This is a genomic window from Bradyrhizobium sp. Ken64 (assembly GCF_055807555.1).
In genome coordinates, this window is the sequence record NZ_JBVVPA010000040.1 from 1 (window position 1) to 19318 (window position 19318).

Annotated in this window: 17 protein-coding genes; 9 read left to right on the top strand and 8 right to left on the bottom strand. The window is 58.2% G+C overall.

Going from position 1 to position 19318, the window contains the following annotated elements:
• Together AC0L2F_RS33880 and AC0L2F_RS33885 are read right to left on the bottom strand one after the other, a co-directional pair.
• Positions 1-1256: hypothetical protein (locus AC0L2F_RS33880; RefSeq protein WP_473251316.1), on the bottom strand; the 1256-nt coding region annotated here is incomplete at its 3' end.
• A gap of 8 nt (positions 1257-1264) precedes the next feature.
• On the bottom strand, positions 1265-2494 hold the full coding sequence (locus tag AC0L2F_RS33885; protein ID WP_179950124.1) for an acyltransferase family protein: 1230 nt from the start codon (positions 2492-2494) through the stop codon (positions 1265-1267).
• Positions 2495-2978: 484 nt separating this feature from the next.
• Here AC0L2F_RS33885 and AC0L2F_RS33890 point away from each other — a divergent pair, with 484 nt between their 5' ends.
• From AC0L2F_RS33890 to AC0L2F_RS33900, 3 genes are all read left to right on the top strand, one after another.
• Complete coding sequence (locus AC0L2F_RS33890; protein WP_245313446.1) at positions 2979-3557, top strand: hypothetical protein; 579 nt, start codon at positions 2979-2981, stop codon at positions 3555-3557.
• 29 nt (positions 3558-3586) lie between these two features.
• Positions 3587-5809, top strand: coding sequence for a GNVR domain-containing protein (locus AC0L2F_RS33895; protein WP_063993574.1), 2223 nt, complete (start codon positions 3587-3589; stop codon positions 5807-5809).
• 401 nt (positions 5810-6210) lie between these two features.
• Positions 6211-6489 (top strand): hypothetical protein, encoded by a 279-nt coding sequence (locus tag AC0L2F_RS33900; protein ID WP_063993575.1) that lies wholly within the window; start codon positions 6211-6213, stop codon positions 6487-6489.
• Positions 6490-6543: 54 nt separating this feature from the next.
• Here AC0L2F_RS33900 and AC0L2F_RS33905 read toward each other — a convergent pair whose 3' ends face one another.
• Positions 6544-7971: an undecaprenyl-phosphate glucose phosphotransferase gene (locus tag AC0L2F_RS33905; RefSeq protein WP_063993576.1), complete on the bottom strand. Its 1428-nt coding sequence runs from the start codon at positions 7969-7971 to the stop codon at positions 6544-6546.
• Between the two features lie 573 nt (positions 7972-8544).
• On the opposite strand from AC0L2F_RS33905, the gene AC0L2F_RS33910 reads away from it, so the two are divergent.
• Positions 8545-9279: a metallophosphoesterase gene (locus AC0L2F_RS33910; protein WP_063996653.1), complete on the top strand. Its 735-nt coding sequence runs from the start codon at positions 8545-8547 to the stop codon at positions 9277-9279.
• Positions 9280-9986: 707 nt separating this feature from the next.
• Here the strand turns inward: AC0L2F_RS33910 and AC0L2F_RS33915 are convergent.
• Positions 9987-10148, bottom strand: coding sequence for a hypothetical protein (locus tag AC0L2F_RS33915; RefSeq protein ID WP_167552249.1), 162 nt, complete (start codon positions 10146-10148; stop codon positions 9987-9989).
• Between the two features lie 230 nt (positions 10149-10378).
• Here AC0L2F_RS33915 and AC0L2F_RS33920 point away from each other — a divergent pair, with 230 nt between their 5' ends.
• Positions 10379-10534 carry a hypothetical protein gene (locus AC0L2F_RS33920; protein ID WP_473251317.1) on the top strand — a complete coding sequence of 52 codons (156 nt, stop codon included), beginning with the start codon at positions 10379-10381 and terminating at the stop codon, positions 10532-10534.
• Between the two features lie 138 nt (positions 10535-10672).
• Here AC0L2F_RS33920 and AC0L2F_RS33925 read toward each other — a convergent pair whose 3' ends face one another.
• The 4 genes from AC0L2F_RS33925 to AC0L2F_RS33940 all read right to left on the bottom strand — a co-directional run bounded on the left by AC0L2F_RS33925 (position 10673) and on the right by AC0L2F_RS33940 (position 14743).
• Positions 10673-11257, bottom strand: a complete 585-nt coding sequence (locus AC0L2F_RS33925; RefSeq protein ID WP_063993577.1) for a hypothetical protein — start codon at positions 11255-11257, stop codon at positions 10673-10675.
• Between the two features lie 665 nt (positions 11258-11922).
• Complete coding sequence (locus AC0L2F_RS33930) at positions 11923-12234, bottom strand: hypothetical protein (protein WP_473251318.1); 312 nt, start codon at positions 12232-12234, stop codon at positions 11923-11925.
• A 1223-nt stretch (positions 12235-13457) separates the two neighbouring features.
• Positions 13458-13892: a hypothetical protein gene (locus AC0L2F_RS33935; protein ID WP_156526805.1), complete on the bottom strand. Its 435-nt coding sequence runs from the start codon at positions 13890-13892 to the stop codon at positions 13458-13460.
• 566 nt (positions 13893-14458) lie between these two features.
• A complete protein-coding gene (locus AC0L2F_RS33940) occupies positions 14459-14743 on the bottom strand; it encodes a hypothetical protein (RefSeq protein WP_063993579.1) in 285 nt (94 codons plus the stop codon).
• 323 nt (positions 14744-15066) lie between these two features.
• Here AC0L2F_RS33940 and AC0L2F_RS33945 point away from each other — a divergent pair, with 323 nt between their 5' ends.
• Genes AC0L2F_RS33945 through AC0L2F_RS33960 form a run of 4 tightly spaced genes read left to right on the top strand, consistent with a single transcriptional unit; the run spans position 15067 to position 19198 of the window.
• Positions 15067-15768 (top strand): hypothetical protein, encoded by a 702-nt coding sequence (locus AC0L2F_RS33945; RefSeq protein WP_473251319.1) that lies wholly within the window; start codon positions 15067-15069, stop codon positions 15766-15768.
• A gap of 11 nt (positions 15769-15779) precedes the next feature.
• Positions 15780-17159, top strand: coding sequence for an MBOAT family O-acyltransferase (locus tag AC0L2F_RS33950; RefSeq protein ID WP_063993581.1), 1380 nt, complete (start codon positions 15780-15782; stop codon positions 17157-17159).
• Between the two features lie 10 nt (positions 17160-17169).
• Positions 17170-18213, top strand: coding sequence for an alginate O-acetyltransferase AlgX-related protein (locus AC0L2F_RS33955; RefSeq protein ID WP_063993582.1), 1044 nt, complete (start codon positions 17170-17172; stop codon positions 18211-18213).
• A 37-nt stretch (positions 18214-18250) separates the two neighbouring features.
• Complete coding sequence (locus AC0L2F_RS33960; protein WP_063993583.1) at positions 18251-19198, top strand: alginate O-acetyltransferase AlgX-related protein; 948 nt, start codon at positions 18251-18253, stop codon at positions 19196-19198.
• The last annotated feature ends 120 nt before the right edge of the window (positions 19199-19318 follow it).

A 19318-nucleotide genomic window follows, 5' to 3' on the forward strand; every position in this document is an offset into this window, starting at 1 on the left:
CTCGTTGGAACGATCAGCGGTTGTACCGCCGCTTTTCGGGTGAAAACTCCGCTGAAACTCAGAGAGATCAGAAGTAGGCCGGATGCAGGGCCGTAGTTCAGAACTGTGATGGTGAACATGTTGACGACAAAGAGGAGCGTCAGCTTGTAGATATCGGTCACCGCGAAGGTTGCACGGAACACCATGACCATGAACACAGCGAAGGGAAGGCCAAACATCAGGTACGTCCCGATGTAGAAATTATCGACCGGCACCCAATACGCGGCGAGCGGCGAAAACAGCTTCTGTGGATAATTGAAGCAGCCGGCGCCACACCCGGTGATCACACCGATTGGCATCAGCTGGCCGAGATAGACGAACGGAAGTTGCCAACTGTTGTTAATCCGGTCGAGAATGCTGAACATCGTCGAATGCGGGATAGGCACGGTCCCCGACGCAGCCCAGATCATGAAGAACGGCAGCGGAATAGCAGCGAACGACCACAGCGCGATGCTGCGAATGGCCACGAAACGCGACTTTTCCGGCAGCATTCGCACGATCAAGAGCAGCAGGAGATAGAGCACAAGAACGATCAGTGTCGTCTTGCTCGTGGTCAGCCGGGTGACATAGATGGCAAGCGCGCCAAAAGCGAGGCACCAGCGCGTACTCTTGCGGATCGACGTAATCGCGAATGATGCCAGAATAAAGAATGCGGCCATTGTGTTGTCGGCGGCAAAACCCATCAGCCGCTGATCATCCCCGCCGTAAGCCCACCATAGCCGCCCCGCCTCCCGGACCGCGCCAAACGATTCATATTTGAACCCGACCCACGGCATCACGTAAAACTTCGTCAGCAAAACGCCAACGATCGAGAGGTAGAAGGTCGCGGCGATGACCGACAGCAGTTTCCGGTAAGAGCCAAGATTCGTATCGCAAAAGCAAAATCCGACGAAAACCGGCAACATCATCTTGAACGCAGACAGGGCGGCGTTGGCCGTGCCGAGCATGATATAGCCTAGCACCAGGGACAGCATGATCTGCACCAGTACCAGCGTCGCCATGATGCTGCGATTGCGGATGATGCAATAGGCGATGAACTGTACCAGGCACAGCATCGCAATCGCGTCCGGGACATACCAGAGCGCATCCAGATGGAGAATGCTGGTGTAGTAGCGCATCACGCCGCCAAACGCGTCACGAACAAGATAAACGCCGAGCGCGAGCGCTTCGATATTCAGGCTGATGATCGTCAGTCGAGGGCGCACTATGGCAAGCATGTTTGCGCTCAATTTGATGGACGAGCCGAGGGCTCTGGTGATGTCGTGAACCGCCCCTGGCCTCCAAACACGCTCCGCAATAGCTTTCCCCCACCGATCTCGACGTAGAGATACGTAAAGTGCGACACAACCAGCACCGCGGCCAGAGACACGACGAGATTCGCCGTGGCGGGCAGCCCAGGCAGGATCGAATCAAGCGCAGCAATATTGCGATGCCCGAGCGCCCGTACGAAATATTCTGCGAGAAGTACGATCAGCGCATGCACCATGTAAATCGAATAGGACCGACGCCCCATCCATACCAGCGGCCGGGCCACCAGCATTCGAGGAATCAGCTTCGCATTCGGAAACGCCAGCAGGCTACCAAGGAAGAATGCAAACACGATCGGTGCCAGGAAGCTCGCTGCGGGATACGCTTCCACCATCGACACCAGCACGACGCTTGCGAACATGGCGGCGAGCTGGAGTGCGCCCTGAAGAAACGGAGACACCGTGCGCGGCACGTCCTTGACGATTCTTACGGCAAGAGCTCCAAGAAAGAAGCTTGTAAAGCAGCGCAGAATTCCGAAGTCGGTCTGAAGCCCAAGACTTGGCTTCTCGAGCACAACAATGATGAAAACCAAACTGCTGGCGGCGATCAGCGCCGATGTCACATAAAAAGAGATTGACGAACCGAAACGCTGCGCGAGCAGCAGCACCAGTCCAAAAATCACGTAGGTGTAAAATTCAACGCTGATGCTCCAGCTTGGCGCATTCCAGCTGAGGTAGTCGATGAATCCCATGGAGTGAAGGAGAAAGAGATTCAGAATGAACGAATAGGTGTTGTTCACCTCAAATGCCGCCGGCGTTGCCGCAACGACACCTGCCGTGACCAGCCCGATGCGCAGCAGCCGGAAGAGAAGATTCGCCAGCAACATGACGATATGAAGCGGGTACACGCGCGCGAGACGCCTCACCAAGAAATCCCGAAGTGAGAAACGGCCGAAGTCTCCGTCGACATAGCTTAGCGACATCACGATACCGCTCAGAACGAAAAACAGATCGACCAGCAGCCAGGCGCTTCTGAAGAACGACCAGTTTATCCATGCATTATGCGGGAACGCCGCGAGAAAGGTCGGCATCAAAAGAAGATGATGGATCACGACGGAGGTGGCGGCGATACCCCGGATACTGTCGAGTGGCAGGACATGCGGCTTCTCTCGATGACCTGACTGCATCACGTCGACATTCCCATTCATCCTGTACTGCAGCAGCGTGAACCACTTCGCGCACGCGTTCAATCGCAGCGAAGCCAGTTGCTCGCCGATGCATGACCGCTTGCAGTAATGTCATCGCTCACAACTCTTGTGGTGACCCACATCAGCAAACGTTCGCGATACCTGGCGAAGCTTTGCGAAATGGCGGCGTCGTTGCGATACGGAGCCGGCGTGGAGATATTTTGTCGCTTGTATGGCCACACTGAGTTTGGAACGTTGCCCGATGATACGCGACACGTTGCGCAGACCCTCAGCGCCGTTTGCAAAGGCAGCAGGCAACGTGTGACCGGTTCATGAACATCGGGGCGCGAGCTTGCACATCCCGAAGGCACGCCGCCCACATTCCTTCTGGTTGAACAATCTGCGCGGGAACATTACTGCACATACATGTGAATCTTGCAGCGCACAAAAAATGACACAGTTGTCTGCGAAGTTCGTCGTTCTGGCCAGCAGACGAAAGACGTGGATGAGCGTGAACTCTGGGAAGCTCCGCACCAGATCCGGCGCGGATTGGAAAGCATTAGCAGTGATCTTGACAGGCGTGGCGCTGACTGGAACCACGGTCTGCCCAGTCCATGCCCAATGCGTCGAATCCTCCGACCGCGCGCCTCGCGCTGACCTCGATGCATTCACCAAAGCCCCCTCCTCCGTGCTCGAGCGGCTTCGCAACAACAAGGAAAAGCTGAAGTTTCTGCTCGCGTCCTACGTTGCCACGGATCCGGCCGTTCTGCCCTCCGTGGAGACGCTGATTACGGAGGCGACCTCGTCCGATCGGACGGCGATAGGCGCGGCGCTTCGCCTGGCCGAAGCGAGATGCACGTCGACCAAACGTGATGCCGCGCGCAAGATCAGGGAATTTGTGCAGCGGGTCGCAGACCTCACCGTAATCGCCGGATACTCGGCCGCCGGAGAGGACGAAGCTGCCGTGCAGTCTCCCGCACAACGTCGGGACGGCAAGCAGCCCAGCCGTGGCGCTGGCCTGCTGGAGGGAGAGTGGAAGACGAAATTAGCCGATCCTTTCAAGCCCCTTCCGATACCGCGATAATCGTCAGCAGCAAGGCAGTGAATTTACCTATGTATCAACCGAGAGAGCAATTCCATTCCGGGCACCGGTTCGGAATCGAATTTGGCGGGGCCGTCCTCAGCTTCGACCGCGTTGCCGATGTCCTGCGCCGGCAGTGGCCGTTGATCGCCGGAGCCGTCGGACTTTCCCTCCTGCTCGTGCTGATATATCTGGTGATGGCAAAGCCGATGTACACGGCGAATGCGCGGATCCTGATGGACACCCGCCAGACCCAGGTGCTCGACAAGGACAGCGGAAACAGCACCGCTCTGATTGACACGGGCTACGTTGACAGCCAGGTCGAGGTAATCAACTCGGACGACCTCATCCTGTCCGTGGTTCGCCGTCTTCATCTGACAGATGATCCTGAGTTCAGGGGCTCCAAGCCAGGCCTCCTCGGCACCGCTGTCGGCAAAATTATGTCGATGTTCGACTCCAGCGAGCCTCCGTCGCAGGAACGCATCGAACACGCCGCAGTCGAGCTGATCCAAAAAAATCTCCGGGTCGAGCGAGTGCTGACGACTTATGTCCTTTCGCTCAGCTACCGGTCGGAAAGCCCGGACCAGGCCGTCAGAATCGCCAATGCAATCGCGGACACCTACATCGTGGGGGCTCTGGAGGCGAAATATCAATCGACCAAGCGCGCGACCGAGTGGTTGCAACAGCGCAGCGCCGAGCTGAGCCAGCAAGCCTCCGCCAGCGACCGGGCGGTTCAGTCGTTCAAGGCGGAAAATAACATCGTCGGAACGAGCCGCGGCTTGATGTCCGAGCAGCAGCTCTCGGATCTGAATACGCAACTTGTCCAGGCCCGAGCAGCAACTGCGGAGGCCAAGGCTCGCCTCGATCGAATAGACACGATCTCAGACCAGGACCTCGCGCAATCTACAGTAAGCGATGCGCTCAACAACACCGTCATCACACGCCTTCGAGCACAATATCTTGATCTGCAGAGTCAATATGCAGATTGGTCGCGGCGCTACGGGAAAACCCATCAGGCTACGGTCAACCTCGGGAACAAGATGGACGAGGTGCGCAAGGCCATTTCAGACGAAGTTCGTCGTATCGGCGACGCCTATCGCAGTGATTACGAGATTGCCAAGAGCCGGGAAGCGTCGCTTGAGCGCAACATGAAGGACCTCGTCGCACAGGCCGGCCATACCGGCCAGGCAGGGGTGAAGCTGCGCGACCTGGAGAGTGCTGCCGACACCTACCGTAATCTCTATAACAACTTCCTCGAGAAGCTTCAGAGCGCCACGCAAAATCAAAGCTTTCCGATTAGCGAGGCACGCCTGATCAGTACTGCCGCAAAGCCCAACAAGAAGAGCTCTCCGAAAACGGTTCTGGCGCTTGTTGGAGGTCTGGTCGGAGGACTTTGCCTTGGTTTTGGCGCCGCATTTGCGCGCGAACTTCTCAATGACGTTCTCCGGACTCCAGGCGAAGTTGAAGACGAGCTTGGCGTAAAGTGCCTCGGTATTCTTCCGGAAATCCGCGCTGCACGGAAGGTCCCCGCATCGACCGGGGCGATCGGGCCGCCTCCGGTTTCCCGATACGTCCTCGATCATCCATTCTCGCGCTTCGCAGAAACTTTACGCAACATCAAGGTATCGGTGGATGTCGCGCGATTGACCCGAGACGTTAAGGTCATCGGTATCGTCTCGTCATTGCCAAAGGAAGGGAAGACGACGGTTGCGGCGAATTTTGCTCATCTGATCGCGCTAACAGGGCACCGCACGCTGCTGATCGACGGAGACCTTCACACCCGCTCCTTGACGCGTGAGCTCGCTCCCGATGCCAGGTCGGGCCTGGTAGAGGCGCTTAGCGATCCAGGTTCATTCGAGTACCAGGTGCAGCGGAGCAAGGAAACGGGTCTCGATTTTCTGCCTGCTATTTTTGCATCACGCATGGTCAACTCCGCCGACATCGTTGCGTCTAAAGCGATGGCGGATCTCCTCGCTGCGTTGCGCAGCCATTACGAATATATCGTTATCGATCTCGCACCGGTCATGCCGGTCGCGGACTCCAAGGCAGTCAGCTTCCTGATGGATGCCATGGTCTATGTGATCGAGTGGGGAAAGACGACGCGGAGCGCACTTCAGGAGTCGATTTCCGGTTCGGAAGTCCTGCAAAAGAAACTCCTGGGAACTGTGCTCAATCGGGCAGACCCCAAGATGCTCAAGCGCATCGAAGCCTACAAAGGCAAGCACCGCGACAGTTACTACGTCGAGCCTGCTTGAGGGGCCGAAGCCTTTCCACGAGCCTCCACAACCGGGTGCGCAGCGGAACCGATCATCAGCGTCGGGATAGAACGATTTCGCCTCAATCGGGAATGGGAACCGGGCCTCAGCGTGTCAATTACACGCTCTCTCTTTACCAAAGCGCATCTACCATAGCGGCCGGGTGGATCTTCCGTAATCGTCCGGAATCCACAAACGACCTTGATTGGCGTACCTAGCTGTTGGCGGTACGCGCTCGCAGCGTTGGCAAATTTCTGTTGTCGCGGGCTCTCTGACAGGAAACGCTGAGTTTAGGCCAAACTGATCTGCTCAACCTGGTCGCACAAATTTCAGGCACTCTTTTCTTCGGGGTTGCCTGGAGCTTGCGTGGCGTTGTATAGGCTGTTTTTTCGGTGAGTTCGATGTTGACCGCCCTCGTTCTTTTGAGCATGTGGTTACTGATCAATATTCTCTTTGTGTTGATCATGGTTCCGCCGCGCAAACTGGGGCCCCCCTCCGGGACAGCGTTGTTGCCCGCCCGGATCGAGAAGAGCACTGCCCAACTTGATCATGACGAACCGCTCTCACTCCGTCACGTAGTGATCTCGATCGCGATGGGCGCATTTTTCATGCTGGTCCCCCCGCTCATAGCCCTCCGCAACGAGCTCGTGCGGGTCTTCGGACGATGGCGGGGCCGCTAAGTCCAGAGCCGGAAAAGGAGTCAGCTGCGCGCTGGTCCGGACATGCGCTCCCCCTCAATAGGCTTCTTGGAACATGACGGCCGCGGCGGTGCGCGCCATGATCTTCAGATCGAGCCAGATACTCCAATTGCTGACGTACCAGACGTCGTAATCCACCCGCTTCTCCATCAGGTCGATCGTCGGCGTCTCGCCACGGAAACCATTGACTTGGGCCCAGCCCGTCAAGCCAGGTTTCATGTGATGGCGATAGATGTAATTGCGGATCAGCTCGTCATAGTAGTTGTCGTGCGCCAACGCGTGCGGGCGTGGGCCGACGAGCGACATGTCACCCCGCAGCACATTCCAGAGTTGGGGCAACTCGTCCATACTTGTCATACGAAGGAACCGCCCCAACCTGGTTACGCGCGTATCGCCCTTCGTCGCCTGCGCAACCGTATCGCCGTTCTCGGCAACCGTCATGGTCCGGAACTTCAAAATCTGGAACGGCTTGCCGTTACATCCGCGGCGCATTTGCCGGAAGAGCACGTTTCCGCTCGAGTCGAGCTTGATCAGAACCGAGATCGTCATCAACAACGGCGCCAATGCAATCAGGCCGAACGACGCCAGGCCCACATCGAGGCTGCGTTTTTGCAACCGCTCGAATATGGTCAGTGGAGGGCGCTGGAGCTCGATTGCCACGGTCCCGCTGACCGGAAGGAACGGACGCGAGACCAGATCAGCAATCGAGTTGTCCGGTAACAGCCGAACTGGCTGCGAGACCGCCCGCAGATGCTGTCCAATCTTTTGCAACAGCGGCAGTTCGTTCCAGTCAATCGCCAGCAGATACTCATCAACGTCAGCCGCCCGCGACTGCCGAATGACGTCGCGGATCAGTCTTTCCCACCCCTCTTCGCCATCCGCACCGATGACAAAATGACGAACGACATCAAATCCGTTCTTCCTCAAATCCTTGAAGCGGTTCGAAGTGAAGTCGAGCGGCTTCAGACTGAGCAGAACGACCTTGCGATCGACCAGACGTCCTTTTGCAAAGCTCGATCCCAGGGCCACTTGCCAGACGAACCGAAGGCTCATCAGTCCGACACCGCCGGCACCGGCGAAAATGATGACCGTGCCTCGCGACAGATTGTCAGTGGACTTCAGCAGGAACGCCGAAACGGCCAGTATCATCAAGGATGCCACCCAGATGACGATGGCTTTGCGCAACTGCCAGGCGAGTTTCAGCAAGCGATGTGTGTCGTACACGCCCTGAAAGTAGGCGATTGAAATAAACAGCACGCCCACAATAAGGCCCGCGCCAACCGAGGTGCCTTCCGGGACTGAGGCTGTCGCTGCGCTGTAAAACCGGGATGCCGCTGCGTAGCAGATCAAGATCAGCAAGAGATCAGCGGCGATGACGAAAACCTGGAATGGTCTTTGAAGTGCGGTCCCGCGCGCGGCAGAAAGCGAATGACCGTCATCAGAGCCGTAAGTTGCAACAACCATTCGATACCCCTAAGTGCCGAGCGCTCGTGCACTCATCGCAACGCAGATGATTTGCGGTGTTCGCGACACAGGGTGTTAACAGATCGCAGCGACAATGTGGCACCGCACGCGTTTTTCTTGCATCGCAGAGCTGGGCTCTGAATTTGGATAGTGTTCCCGCGATGCGTGTATTTTAATCTGCTCGTGGCATTGACAACATGACGGCGTCACACCCTGGTTATATGAGCCAAGGCAGAGTCCTCATCCCTTTTCAAATCAGCACGGGAAGAACGAAATCGCTCAACCAGCAGGGTTGCTCTGTTTTGGAATGAGGCGCGTTGAGTCCGGCTTCCAGGTCCGGATTTCTCTATCAGCCGCAGATACCGCGCTGCGCTCCTTAAACGTACGAATAAAATATAGTCATGACCAGATCGACGCGTTCTGATGTCTCGTCAATTCCGCACACAAAGCTGTCGTATTCGTCAGCTCGGTTCTTCAGCACGAAAGCCCCGTTTGACTTTGTACCTGGTAACTTCCAACGATGTCTCACGAACTACCTTGATCGACCAACAGGTTTCAAGCGCCAGCTTCAGAATGCTTCCTTTCTTCCGATCACGCCTTTCGAAGCCGAAACCCCAGCTGCCGGAGGGGGTTCGGGTTTATGCAATGTCCGATATCCACGGCTGTGCGCATTTGTTGATGCCGATGCTGCGCGTGATCGATGCCGATCTGGCTCATAGTCGGCCTTCACACGCGATTGAGGTGTTCATGGGCGACTATATCGATCGTGGCCCCGACACACGATCGACCCTGGATATCTTAATTGAACGCAGCCGGCGAAATAACACCGTTTTTTTGAAGGGGAACCACGAGTCATTCCTGGTCAGGGTCCTGCGTGAGCCCCATCTTCTGAACGACTGGCTTCGGATTGGCGGAGCACAGACGCTCGCCTCTTATGGAGTTTCATCGGCGGATTTGAGGGGAGACCCGACCAACCTGCTGCGGGAGCTTGCCCGAGCTATTCCGCGTCGTCACGTCGAGTTCTTGCGCAATTTGAGACTGTCCTTTACCTGCGGAGACTTCTTCTTCGTACACGCCGGCATTCGACCCGGTCTGCCCCTGTCCGAACAGCACGAAGACGACTTGCTGTCGATTCGCGACGAGTTCTTGAAGAGCGACGAGCACTTCAGCAAGTATATCGTGCACGGTCATACTCCGGTGCGCAGCGCCGAGTTACGTGCCAACCGGGCCAACATCGATACAGGGGCGTATGCAACTGGAAATCTCACGCTCATGAGCATCCAAGGCACCCGCTTGCTCGCGGTATAAGCATCAAAATGCCTTCTATCTAACACCTCGATGGTGCAGGCTTCATTCCGGCGATGGCCTGCATGCGATATCCAGTTGCCGGGGCCGTGATGGTCTCGCTCTGGAGAGCAAGTTCCGGCCAGCTGTCATTGGGCCGCGATTGTTCTGAGCGACGGAATTCTCTGAACGGTTGGTGTGTCGGTCCTTTCGCTCGCCGTCCGCGAGCCTTCCGCTCAACTGATGACGCGGAGCGAGCCTTCCAAGACCCGCGCTTTGCGCAAGCGGACGCTCACTGTTCGTCAAGCCACGGCAGATGCGCGTATAGGAGAACTTTGCCCGCACCACGTCCATGCGGCTTGCCGCGAATCACTGCCTTACAGTTTCCTTTGGGCGTCGGTCCCGCGTCCCCGCGATTGCGGTCTGGTGGTCTCCTGTTTCATGGAGACCGCCTCGGATGCCGCGCCAAGGCTCGCCCTCGACTGCGCCCTTGCAAGACAGGCCTGCGCTCGTTGAGCTGGAGCACTGTAAGGACGCCGAGATAATCCAGCCCGGACCGGTCGTGCAGCCTCGTGAGCGGCGGGTTGCTGGTGTGAAACATCTTGTAGGGCAATCTCCGTGAGCGCGCTCTCGGCAAGTGCGCCGGCCCGATCTGATCGGACTGCGTCCGACCGGCGATCTTCAGCCCGTAGCACCATCACGCCGCACGAGGAAAATGGTTTGATCTCGCGCTAGTGCTCGGTCCGCCCGAGCTTTTGTCGCGTTCGCGCCAGTTGCTTGTCAAGCTGCTCCTCGACGAACATCACCACCATGCGCCGAGAGTCCTGATCAGTGATCTTTTGAAAAGCCCTGATGAGACGCAACATCTGCAGATCTTCGACGCCTTGGGACATGGCAGAGACCTCATCGGAAAATCTCGAGCTGAAAACCAGTAAACTATGCGGCCGTTACTCCGGGAAAGGAATATGGAACTTGGTCGAAGGTTAAAGCTACCGCCGAGCTGCCGGAGCGGTGCCGGCCACTCTCAAGAGCCCTGAACGGCGAAGCCGGGATCAAAAGGAAGAACGGAAGCACCTTGGCCTGGACAGATAGGTGTCGAGCCTGTCGTCGCTCTCGATGGCCGATGAAGAGATTTTCGGACGGCAAGCCGTGCAGCCGAGGGCCGGATTGCGTGATCAGCATTACCGCAAGGCCGAACCGACCCGTTCTGATCAACGAGAGCGATGCCGACACACGGCTGTTCAGGAAAGTCCAGCCGCTGCGACGCCACCAGACCTGAGGCGGACTGTTACCCAGGCTTTCTCCCGCCCGGCGACCATCTGGGCGCGCCCGACGTGGTTTGAGGACCCCTACACCGCAAGCAGAACAGGCGATCTTTTTATCTGCGTTGTGATTCCTGTGTCCACACTCGCAGCTCTCACTTGAACGGATCCTGGATTGACGGCGCCGACTGCCTGATACGACGCACGCTTACGGGCGTGCCGTCAGAAACGAACAGCAGTTCGTAGCGGCGGCCCTCGCTGTCGGTGGCAGAGCAGGTGACGTCGGTCACCTTCCTTGCCGCGAAATTGCCGGTTTGGCGGCAGACGCCCGTTGAGGCCTGTTTACTGGGTACCGGCAGGCCATCGACCTTGGGGCGGTCCCTGGAATTGAGCAGCATGCGGTCGATCGGCAGCTCATAGGAATTGTCGTCGGCCCGCTTGCCGTTCTCGCCGGAGAACGACACCACGTGATTCTCATCGTCGGGATCGTCGACGGCGACTGCAAAATTCACCCGGCCCTTGTCCCCATGAGCGTAAGCAATGGTCTTGCAGTTGAAGCTGCGGCCGGCGACCGTCAACGTCTTGCAATGCCCTGACATCGACGCCAGCAGGTCGATAAAAGGCATCGGTCCGTCGTCGGATGAGGAGCTCAAAATCCCCTCCTCCTGACGGGATTGAGCAAAACATGGCGCGAAGGAAAACAGGAAGACAAGTGCTGCGGCAGTCGAATAGCTCGGCATCGGGCCAACTTATGAGAGTAATCATGCATGTCAATTGCGCACGAGGCTATACGATGCAGGTCGCTGCGATAAACGCCACTAAGGTTGAACTGCTCCGGTGTTGACCCCAACGTTGCCGCCTTGCTGGCACATGCCAGTCCTTGAAAGCAAACAGTGGAGCAGATGAGATCTCTTGCTACTGCAAGTCTGGGCTTGCGATCCTGGCCTTTTCGATTCGCAAGCGCGGGCATTCTTCTTGATGGAGCCTGGGACACTGCTTGCCATTCAGCGACCGCGCCGGTTTTGTGACCAAGCCCGCCTAGTTGGCGTGGCGACATTGCGCGTACCGCGGGCGTCGAGGTCCTTGCCCATTGACTGAGCACCCAGACAACCTTTCCTGATCCCAGTCCAAAAGACCAAGCCGACTTTTGAGATCGGGTAGGTCCATTAGAATGGCCTGGAATGACATGCGGCCGCAGACCGCTGATTCTTTTATGGCTCAAGAACGACTGCGTGACAGGCGCGAGCGTCCACTGAGATGCCCAGATCTTCCGCGCCGCTTTCGCCTCGCTTGGATCAACCAAAACAGGAGGCACCCTCGCCCTGCCTGAAAAGTACTGTCTTGCGCGGCATGCCGAAGCGCGAGCGACGCACCGCCCCGCCGCATAATTCCTGTATTCAATTGCTCAATTGAGCAATCGGCCTCTTACCGCAATTTCGAAGTTGGAAACGAACGATTCGAGGCTGCGAGCCGAACCTGGTTCGCTCAGATCCTGGGCGATGTAGCGCAGCCACGCGTGGGAACGTCCCTCGATCTCGTCAAGATCAGCCGCAATGTTCTCGAGCGCCGCCTGGAGGCGTCGCAAATGAGACATTTGCACTCCTGCCCGGCCCATTAGATAGCTCCAACTGGTTACTCGCAGCGAACCAATAAATACCCCAAAGTTAAATATATAATAGATTATTCGCATTTTTTGGTGGCCGTCAATAGCAATCAAAGAAGCTCTTTAATTGATCTTTCAGCAGCCACTGGCTTGGCCACAGGCGTATCAACGTCGGCTTGCGTGCAGTCTGATCTCCAGCCTCCTCACCGCTGACCTCGAGACCGCCTCGGGCCGGTCTTTTGGTTGAAGAGGTGCTGATGCGCGTGCTGGATTCCGCCCAGCTTGCGATTGTCTGACCCGATCGAGCAACCAGCATTGATCCTCCGGTGGATTGTGGCGCCCGGTGCGGAGACCTCAATTCAGTTTGCGTTGCTGATCGATTTCCTCCTGGATCCAGCCCGCCCGGTTTCTTCTGCCATACGTTGGAGACGGAGCTCGTCGATCCGCCACCACAACATCCGCGCCGAGCTCACATGATATCGCGCCTTCATCGTGACCCCTACAGCCGACCAGGCTCGAGTACAATCAGATTCATCGCGCCCTCCAAATGGTGCCAGAGGCCGCTTGAACCTGTTCTGCTTTTCGGTGAGATGATCAATGGCTTTCAGTTAGCTACCGGCATTCTTCCCTGCCTTCGACACCGCTTCTATCAGGGCGGGACACTTTTCATACTGTTCAGCCCGGCCCGCAGCGGTCCCGCGAAGCTCCCTGCATTCGCCTCCGTCAAAGAACCATTTGGTGGCGCCAATGGCGACGATCACTCTGCATTTTGGGCACGGCACCTGCATCTGTATGCATCCACAATGGCTGTTTCTATCAGGACCTGCAAAAGGGCCCGCAGACCGAAGTTGCGTGCCACGAGAAAGAGAAAACCTCACCAGACTTATCGGCGAGGATCTCGGATGATCTTGTTCTGCGCGGCCTCAAGTTGGCGAGACCCGGCTCGCCGCCGACAGCCACGCGACGCCCCTGCCAGCATGGCCGCGGACGAGCACATGCCCGCCGCTGTTGCCGCTGACAGTCCATCCAGGGCCTCGGCCGAGAGGTCATGTCCTGCATCCAAGGTCGCACTTTAAAGGCCCGCAAGGGTCGGCTAGGCTTCTCGGGGCGTGACCCCCAGTCCCGCCCAAAAGACCGCCGGCCCCGCGCAAACCCCAAGTTTCGCCCCCGGGGCCGGCGGCCTCCAGGTGGCCTCCTCGAAAGCCCTGCCCGACCCGAAGGAGCCGCTCTCCCGGGTCGAGCACCGTTTGGGCCGGCACTGCTCGCGATCATCCAACCGATGACACGCTCACTCGGCGCAGGCGGGTGACATCCGCCTCGGCGCGGCGTGCTGTCGGTCAGCGCGGCAAATCCCGGCGCTGCCCCTTGACCGCGAGATCGTCGCGTTCTTCCCCGTCGGTGAGCCGGCCGGCAAAGCCAGCCAGCTCCTTCAGCCGCTTGATGGACGCTTTCATGTCGATAGCCTGCAACCGCCGCGAATGCGCCGGATCTGGTTGAGCCGCAGCAGGCTGTGAAATCGCGACCAGGGCTGAGAAGCACAGTCCAGGCAGACATTTAACCTTGAGAAGTGAGGTTAATCCGAAGTTCGCCTTGAGACCGGGCGCGCGCTTCTCTAACGCTTGGCCGCGCTGGACAGGGTGGGTCTGAGTTGATGCCAAAGACCACGGATTGGTAGTCTGGCAGGGCCGCCAGACTTTCGCCCCCGTCTGGCGACCCACCCCACTTTTGCAGCGATTGGTGCGCAGATGCCCTTCGAAAATCTCTCGGACCATTTCATCTTCCGCTTATACGAGAGCATCCGCGACGAGGTGCGTGCGGATGCCCGGTCAGGCATTCGGCTGCTCGGCGGCCCGGCGAAAGAGCGTGCAGAGGAATTGCGTCGTGAGATCGAAAGTCGGGGACTGTACTGTCCCCCTATCGAATGGCCTGAAGACACGGTGACAACGAGGTGATTACCTGTTTCTGACGTTGAGCTTCACGTCTTGTCAATGGTGCGGCCACCGGCCGTGATCATGCGGTTCGGACCAGGTAACCTCGCCCTTCCGAGCCGCCGATTTTCGGGTAGAGAGCACAGTTCGCGGTGCTCGCGCGCATGTTGAAAAACGCCTTGCTGGTGGTCGCGTGGCCGAGCAGGCTGCGTACGTCCGGCAGCCGCGGCGAAGGAGCACTTTTGTTGCAGGCCGGGACGTAAGCGCAGTTGCGGGCAAGAAGCGCCGATCCGGTCGCGCACACGCTATCCGTTGACTGAGGAAAGACAGTCATTCCCGGCAAGCCAACGGGTACCCCCCAAACGGACCACCAGAGCAGTGTTTATGTCGTCGTACGACCATCCAGCGTGTTACCACCAGAAGTAAGGAAACACCCGGTAGCGAAGCCTCGGATTGCCATAATGGCCCGGGCCGTCGTAAGGACCGTAAAAATTGCCATCGCCATAGACCCAGCGCGCCACGGGCCGGCGGACCGGCGGACGGTGACAGCGGCCGCTTTCGTCACAGATCACCTTCACCTGCTCAAGCGCACCGTCGGCCTGAGCTGCGCTGGCCTGGACAACAAGCGGCGAGGCCGATACGCCTCCCGCCAGCATCATCGAGAGACCGGTGACCGCTCCAGCCAGTTTCAGCATTGTATGGCCCTCTGACCCGTCCGATTCATGTTAAACAGGGATGAATAGTCTTAATGGCCTCTCATTCACAGGACAAGGCTACAGAGCCATCTCCAGAGGATTTGCTGTCCGCGGGATCCTGGCTGCGATGTATCTGCCACATTCGGCCCGGCTGGTCAGGATGGCAGGATCGCAACCGAGTGCTGGCCGTGTGCGCCGGGACCGTCGGTAACGCTTTGCTAAAATCTGTTTCCCATGCGACCAGAGGTATTGGCCGGATGCTCGTTCTCATGGCTGGCTGTTAAGCAGCCGGCGCGTTGTTCAACCAGGCCCTGAATTCAAAGATGGCACCTCTTCTTCCCTGTGATCGCCTTTCTCGGAGGCTGTTCGGCTTTGCCGTGCTGCTCCTGGCACTCTCGATCGTCCGGCCCGGTCAAAGTCCTGGGCAGGAGATCGGTCGGTTGTATGCGACGAGACCCCCGCCGGGATATGCCTTCGTCAGAATTGTCATGGCGTCCGACGGACATGTCCCTCGGATTCAGGTCGACTTCCTGGATTTGCTGATGAGCGAGGCTACGGGGGCGAGCTCCTACCGCGCCGTTCCGGGCAATCAGCCGCTAAACCTCTCCATCGACGGCTCTGCGGTTTCGAAAGATATAGTGCCAGGCGCCGAGAGGTATCTCACCCTCGTGATCTCGAAGACCAACTCGGACTGGACCCTGCAGTCGATTGACGAGGCGCAAAGCTCCAGCGACGGCCTGAAAGCCAGGCTGCGCTTTTTCAATCTCGTACCCGGGTGCACAGCGATGCTGAAAATTGCGGACGGCCCAACGATCTTTGAACAAACTTCGTTCGCCTCCGTCCGGTCCAGAACGATCAACCCTGTGATCGCCAAACTCGAAGGGTCCTGCGGCGAAGGCAACGCGCTCCTGACGCTTCCCCAACTCCGCACCGGCGATTACTATAGCCTATTTCTTCGCAAGGGCTCCGGGCGGCTTCGTCTCACCGGACAACTGGATGAGATCGAAGCCTATCGAGAGCGCTAGGCCACGCCTCGATGGTGTTTGTCAGCGATTCCTTCATTTTTGTTTTTTTGCCTCTGTTTTTGCTCGCCTATGCGATCGCCCCTGCAAGATTCCGTAACTTCACGATCCTCGTGTTCAGCTTGATCTTTTACGGCTGGTGGCGATTCGATTTTCTGCCTCTCCTCGTTGCGATTGCCTGCTGGTCGTGGGCGACGGGCCTTTGGATCGTCAGAAGCGATGGCGGCGAGCGCCAATTTGCCCTGCTCGCTGCTATCCTTGCGCCTATTGCGAGTCTGATCTGGTTCAAATACGCCAACCTTCTCGCTGAAAGCGCGCTGGCCCTTGGTGCTTCAGCGGGACATTGGACTGCGATTCCTTTGCCAATCGGCCTCTCATTCTTCGTGTTTGGCGCGATATCCTACTCAGTTGACGTCTTCAGGAAGACGGTCGCCGCCGAGACCAGCTTCGTGAATTACGCAACCTACCAGGCCATGTTTGGCCACCTGGTCGCAGGTCCTGTGGTCCGCTATCAGTCCGTCGCGGAACGGCTGTCGTCACGCTCCTTCGACCTCGCGGAATTCACGGAAGGCTGGCGCCGTTTCATGCTCGGCTTTGCACAAAAGGTGCTGCTCGGGGATACGCTCGCACCACTTGTCGACGCCGGGTATGCGCTCCCAAACCCGAGCACGGCCGATGTGGCCTTGACGGCCGCAGCCTACACGCTGCACCTGTATTTTGATTTTGCCGGTTACAGTAGCATGGCCATCGGGCTCGGACTGATGGTCGGTCTGAAATTCCCGGAGAATTTTGACAATCCCTATCTGAGCAGATCCATCACCGAGTTCTGGCGCCGCTGGCATATCAGCCTGTCAAGCTGGCTCCGCGACTACATTTACATACCCCTTGGCGGAAACCGCGCTGGCAAGGCTCGCTCCTATTTCAACCTCTTGCTGACCATGGCGCTCGGCGGGCTCTGGCACGGAGCGAGCTGGACATTTCTGGTCTGGGGCATTTGGCATGGAGTTGGATTGATGGTGGCACGGCTGTGGCGTGCAGCTGGCGGACCGGCGATCCCTTCAGTAGCCGCCCACTTTCTGACCTTGATTTTTGTGATGATCGGTTGGCTGCTATTTCGGGCCCAGGACTGGCACGTTGTCCAGACAATGATGACGGCACTGCTGGGGCTTAACGGGCTGTCCCTTTCATCACCAATGACCGCGGCGGCAAGACCTGTCGAACTGCTCACGCTCGGGGTGAGCCTCTTCGTAGTGTACGCCCCGGCAATGCCTGAATACCCGCTGCGACGTTACATCGATCGTCCACCGTTTGAACTGGCGCTCTTCCTATGGCTCTGCGCGTTATGGACGATGCAAAGCCGTACCGTGATTCCCTTCCTGTATTTCCAGTTCTGAGGGACGCGGGATGATCCGGCCTTTGCTCGTACTCGCAGTGATCTTCTCGGGCCTCGTCGCCGTGCTGACCAGAGGTCACGAAGCACTCGGCCAGGTGTTGAAAACGACGACAGTAAACGATTTGGCTTACGGCGGCTTCGCGCAGAAAATCGACAAAGCAATCTTTGGAGCGGTGCCGCGAAGCGTCACGCTGGACGGCCTGGTGACAGGGCTGGAGTATCGGTTACTGGGCGACGCCGGGCCACAGGTCCGCGCCGGGTGCGGTGATTGGCTCTACAGCATCGAAGAAGTGCGGGCCGAACGCAATGATCGCGAAAGGATGGCTCTCCGCGCGGAGATGCTGCAACGGCTGGTCCGGGCAATCAAACAGTCGGGCGCGCGACTCGTTATTGTCCCTGTACCGGACAAGGCAGACCAGGTGGAAGACAAGCTCTGCGGCATCACGGCTGTACAATCACGCTTGCGAGACCGATTCTGGAGTGAACTGGCACGCGTCGACGGCGCGTTTGTCGTCGATCTCCGCGACACCTGGCCGAGACCTGGCTATTGGAGGACCGATACGCATTGGGATCAGGCTGGCGCACGCTTTGCCGTCGAGCGGATCAGGCAGGCCGTTTCTGGCACGCTCGCTCCCGGACAAGACGCAGTCAAACTGATCGAGGGGCCACTACGCGAGCGTACGGGTGATTTGTTAAGACAATCCGGGCTGACCCATGCGCCACGTGCGCTGGCCCCCGCTCCCGAGCAGGAGCAGGAGGTCAAAGCCGAGATTTCGCACGCGCGCGGACTGCTCGACGACGCAGCCGAACCGTCAATCATTCTGGCTGGATCTTCGTTTTCGTTGAACTCGGGATTCTTCGAGTATCTTCAGGCTGCTCTCACCAGAGAAGTGGCCCAGGTCAGCCAGCCCGGCGGCGGCTTCGCCGGCGCGCTGCTTGAAACCATCGAGAAAAGAGCTGGCAGCCTGGACAAGAACAAGGTGGTGATATGGGAGTGGCCTATGCGATCCCTCGTCGTCCCTCTTAGTGAGGGCGAGAAGAAGTTCATGCGCTAGATCAGGTGAACAAGTGAACCCGCGCCCGACAAGGTTAATGGTGGCTGTTGCAACCGCGTGGCTTGCACTCGCGTCGTCTGCAGTGGCACACGACGCTGTCATCGAGGGGAAGTCCAACTGGCTCTTTGCCGGTTGGGAGAGCCTCACCCTGACCCGCCCTGACGCAGAGCGCATGTCCATCCAGCTTATTTCAGACGTCGAACGCCTGCTGGCCCAGAAAAACGTCAAATTGATTGTGGCAATTGTCCCGCTCAAGCCGCGATTTTATGAGAGCTTGCTACCCGACGGATCAACGATGTCCGAAGCCGTTCGCGGGCGCTATGACCGGGAGCTCACCGGACTCCGTGCTGCTGGAGTCAATGCGCCCGACCTCCGGGATGCCTTCAAGACAGTCACGGCCGATGGCAAGGAAGTATTTTACCGCACCGATTTTCATTGGACGACGTTCGCTGCCGAAGCGACAGCGGATCTTGTCGCTGGTGTAATCGCCGCCGGGGCGCCTTTGCCGGGGAAGCCCGGCGGCGGAACCCGGTTGGGCGAATGGATGAGCGATCGGCATCTTGGCGACCTGGCGGCCAACTTCCTGCCTCCGGACCGGAAGCGGGCCATCGGGCCGGATGTCTATGTCATACGGGCGACCGCTGCGCCGGCCGCCGGACTGCTCGACCCGGACCCATCTCCGGTCGCCGTGGTCGGCAACAGTTTCGTGCAGCCCTACTTCGGTTTTCCGCAGCGTCTTTCCAACAGGATCGACCGGCCGGTCGCCCTGAAGTGGAATCCCGGAGACGTGGGCCCCTGGGCTACGCTCCTGCAATATCTCCGGTCCCCTGAATTCACGGCCGCGCCAATCAGATATCTGGTCTGGCAGCTCAACGAAGCACAGATACAGAACGGCCCTGACGCCCTTGGCGAATGGGCACCGCAAAGTATTTCCAGCCCCAATGACTGGCGAGCCAGGGTTAGTGATGCCTTGTCAAATCGATGAAAAGCTTAATTTTGTCTGACGTGTAATTTGGTGCCTGAAATTGCTGAAGAAATACAGCAGCAATTCAGCAACACGCCCGGAAAAAGCATGAATTTTGAAGGCGTTGCTGCAATCGTTCGC

Coding starts and splice junctions, on each gene's coding strand:
- AC0L2F_RS33910 (WP_063996653.1), top strand. CDS start 8,545: ATGCTTCCTTTCTTCCGATCACGCCTTTCGAAGCCGAAACCCCAGCTG.
- AC0L2F_RS33915 (WP_167552249.1), bottom strand. CDS start 10,148: ATGTCCCAAGGCGTCGAAGATCTGCAGATGTTGCGTCTCATCAGGGCT.
- AC0L2F_RS33940 (WP_063993579.1), bottom strand. CDS start 14,743: ATGCTGAAACTGGCTGGAGCGGTCACCGGTCTCTCGATGATGCTGGCG.
- AC0L2F_RS33920 (WP_473251317.1), top strand. CDS start 10,379: ATGAAGAGATTTTCGGACGGCAAGCCGTGCAGCCGAGGGCCGGATTGC.
- AC0L2F_RS33935 (WP_156526805.1), bottom strand. CDS start 13,892: ATGGTCCGAGAGATTTTCGAAGGGCATCTGCGCACCAATCGCTGCAAA.
- AC0L2F_RS33890 (WP_245313446.1), top strand. CDS start 2,979: ATGAGCGTGAACTCTGGGAAGCTCCGCACCAGATCCGGCGCGGATTGG.
- AC0L2F_RS33950 (WP_063993581.1), top strand. CDS start 15,780: ATGGTGTTTGTCAGCGATTCCTTCATTTTTGTTTTTTTGCCTCTGTTT.
- AC0L2F_RS33905 (WP_063993576.1), bottom strand. CDS start 7,971: ATGGTTGTTGCAACTTACGGCTCTGATGACGGTCATTCGCTTTCTGCC.
- AC0L2F_RS33900 (WP_063993575.1), top strand. CDS start 6,211: ATGTTGACCGCCCTCGTTCTTTTGAGCATGTGGTTACTGATCAATATT.
- AC0L2F_RS33955 (WP_063993582.1), top strand. CDS start 17,170: ATGATCCGGCCTTTGCTCGTACTCGCAGTGATCTTCTCGGGCCTCGTC.
- AC0L2F_RS33895 (WP_063993574.1), top strand. CDS start 3,587: ATGTATCAACCGAGAGAGCAATTCCATTCCGGGCACCGGTTCGGAATC.
- AC0L2F_RS33885 (WP_179950124.1), bottom strand. CDS start 2,494: ATGAATGGGAATGTCGACGTGATGCAGTCAGGTCATCGAGAGAAGCCG.
- AC0L2F_RS33960 (WP_063993583.1), top strand. CDS start 18,251: ATGGTGGCTGTTGCAACCGCGTGGCTTGCACTCGCGTCGTCTGCAGTG.
- AC0L2F_RS33945 (WP_473251319.1), top strand. CDS start 15,067: ATGGCACCTCTTCTTCCCTGTGATCGCCTTTCTCGGAGGCTGTTCGGC.
- AC0L2F_RS33925 (WP_063993577.1), bottom strand. CDS start 11,257: ATGCCGAGCTATTCGACTGCCGCAGCACTTGTCTTCCTGTTTTCCTTC.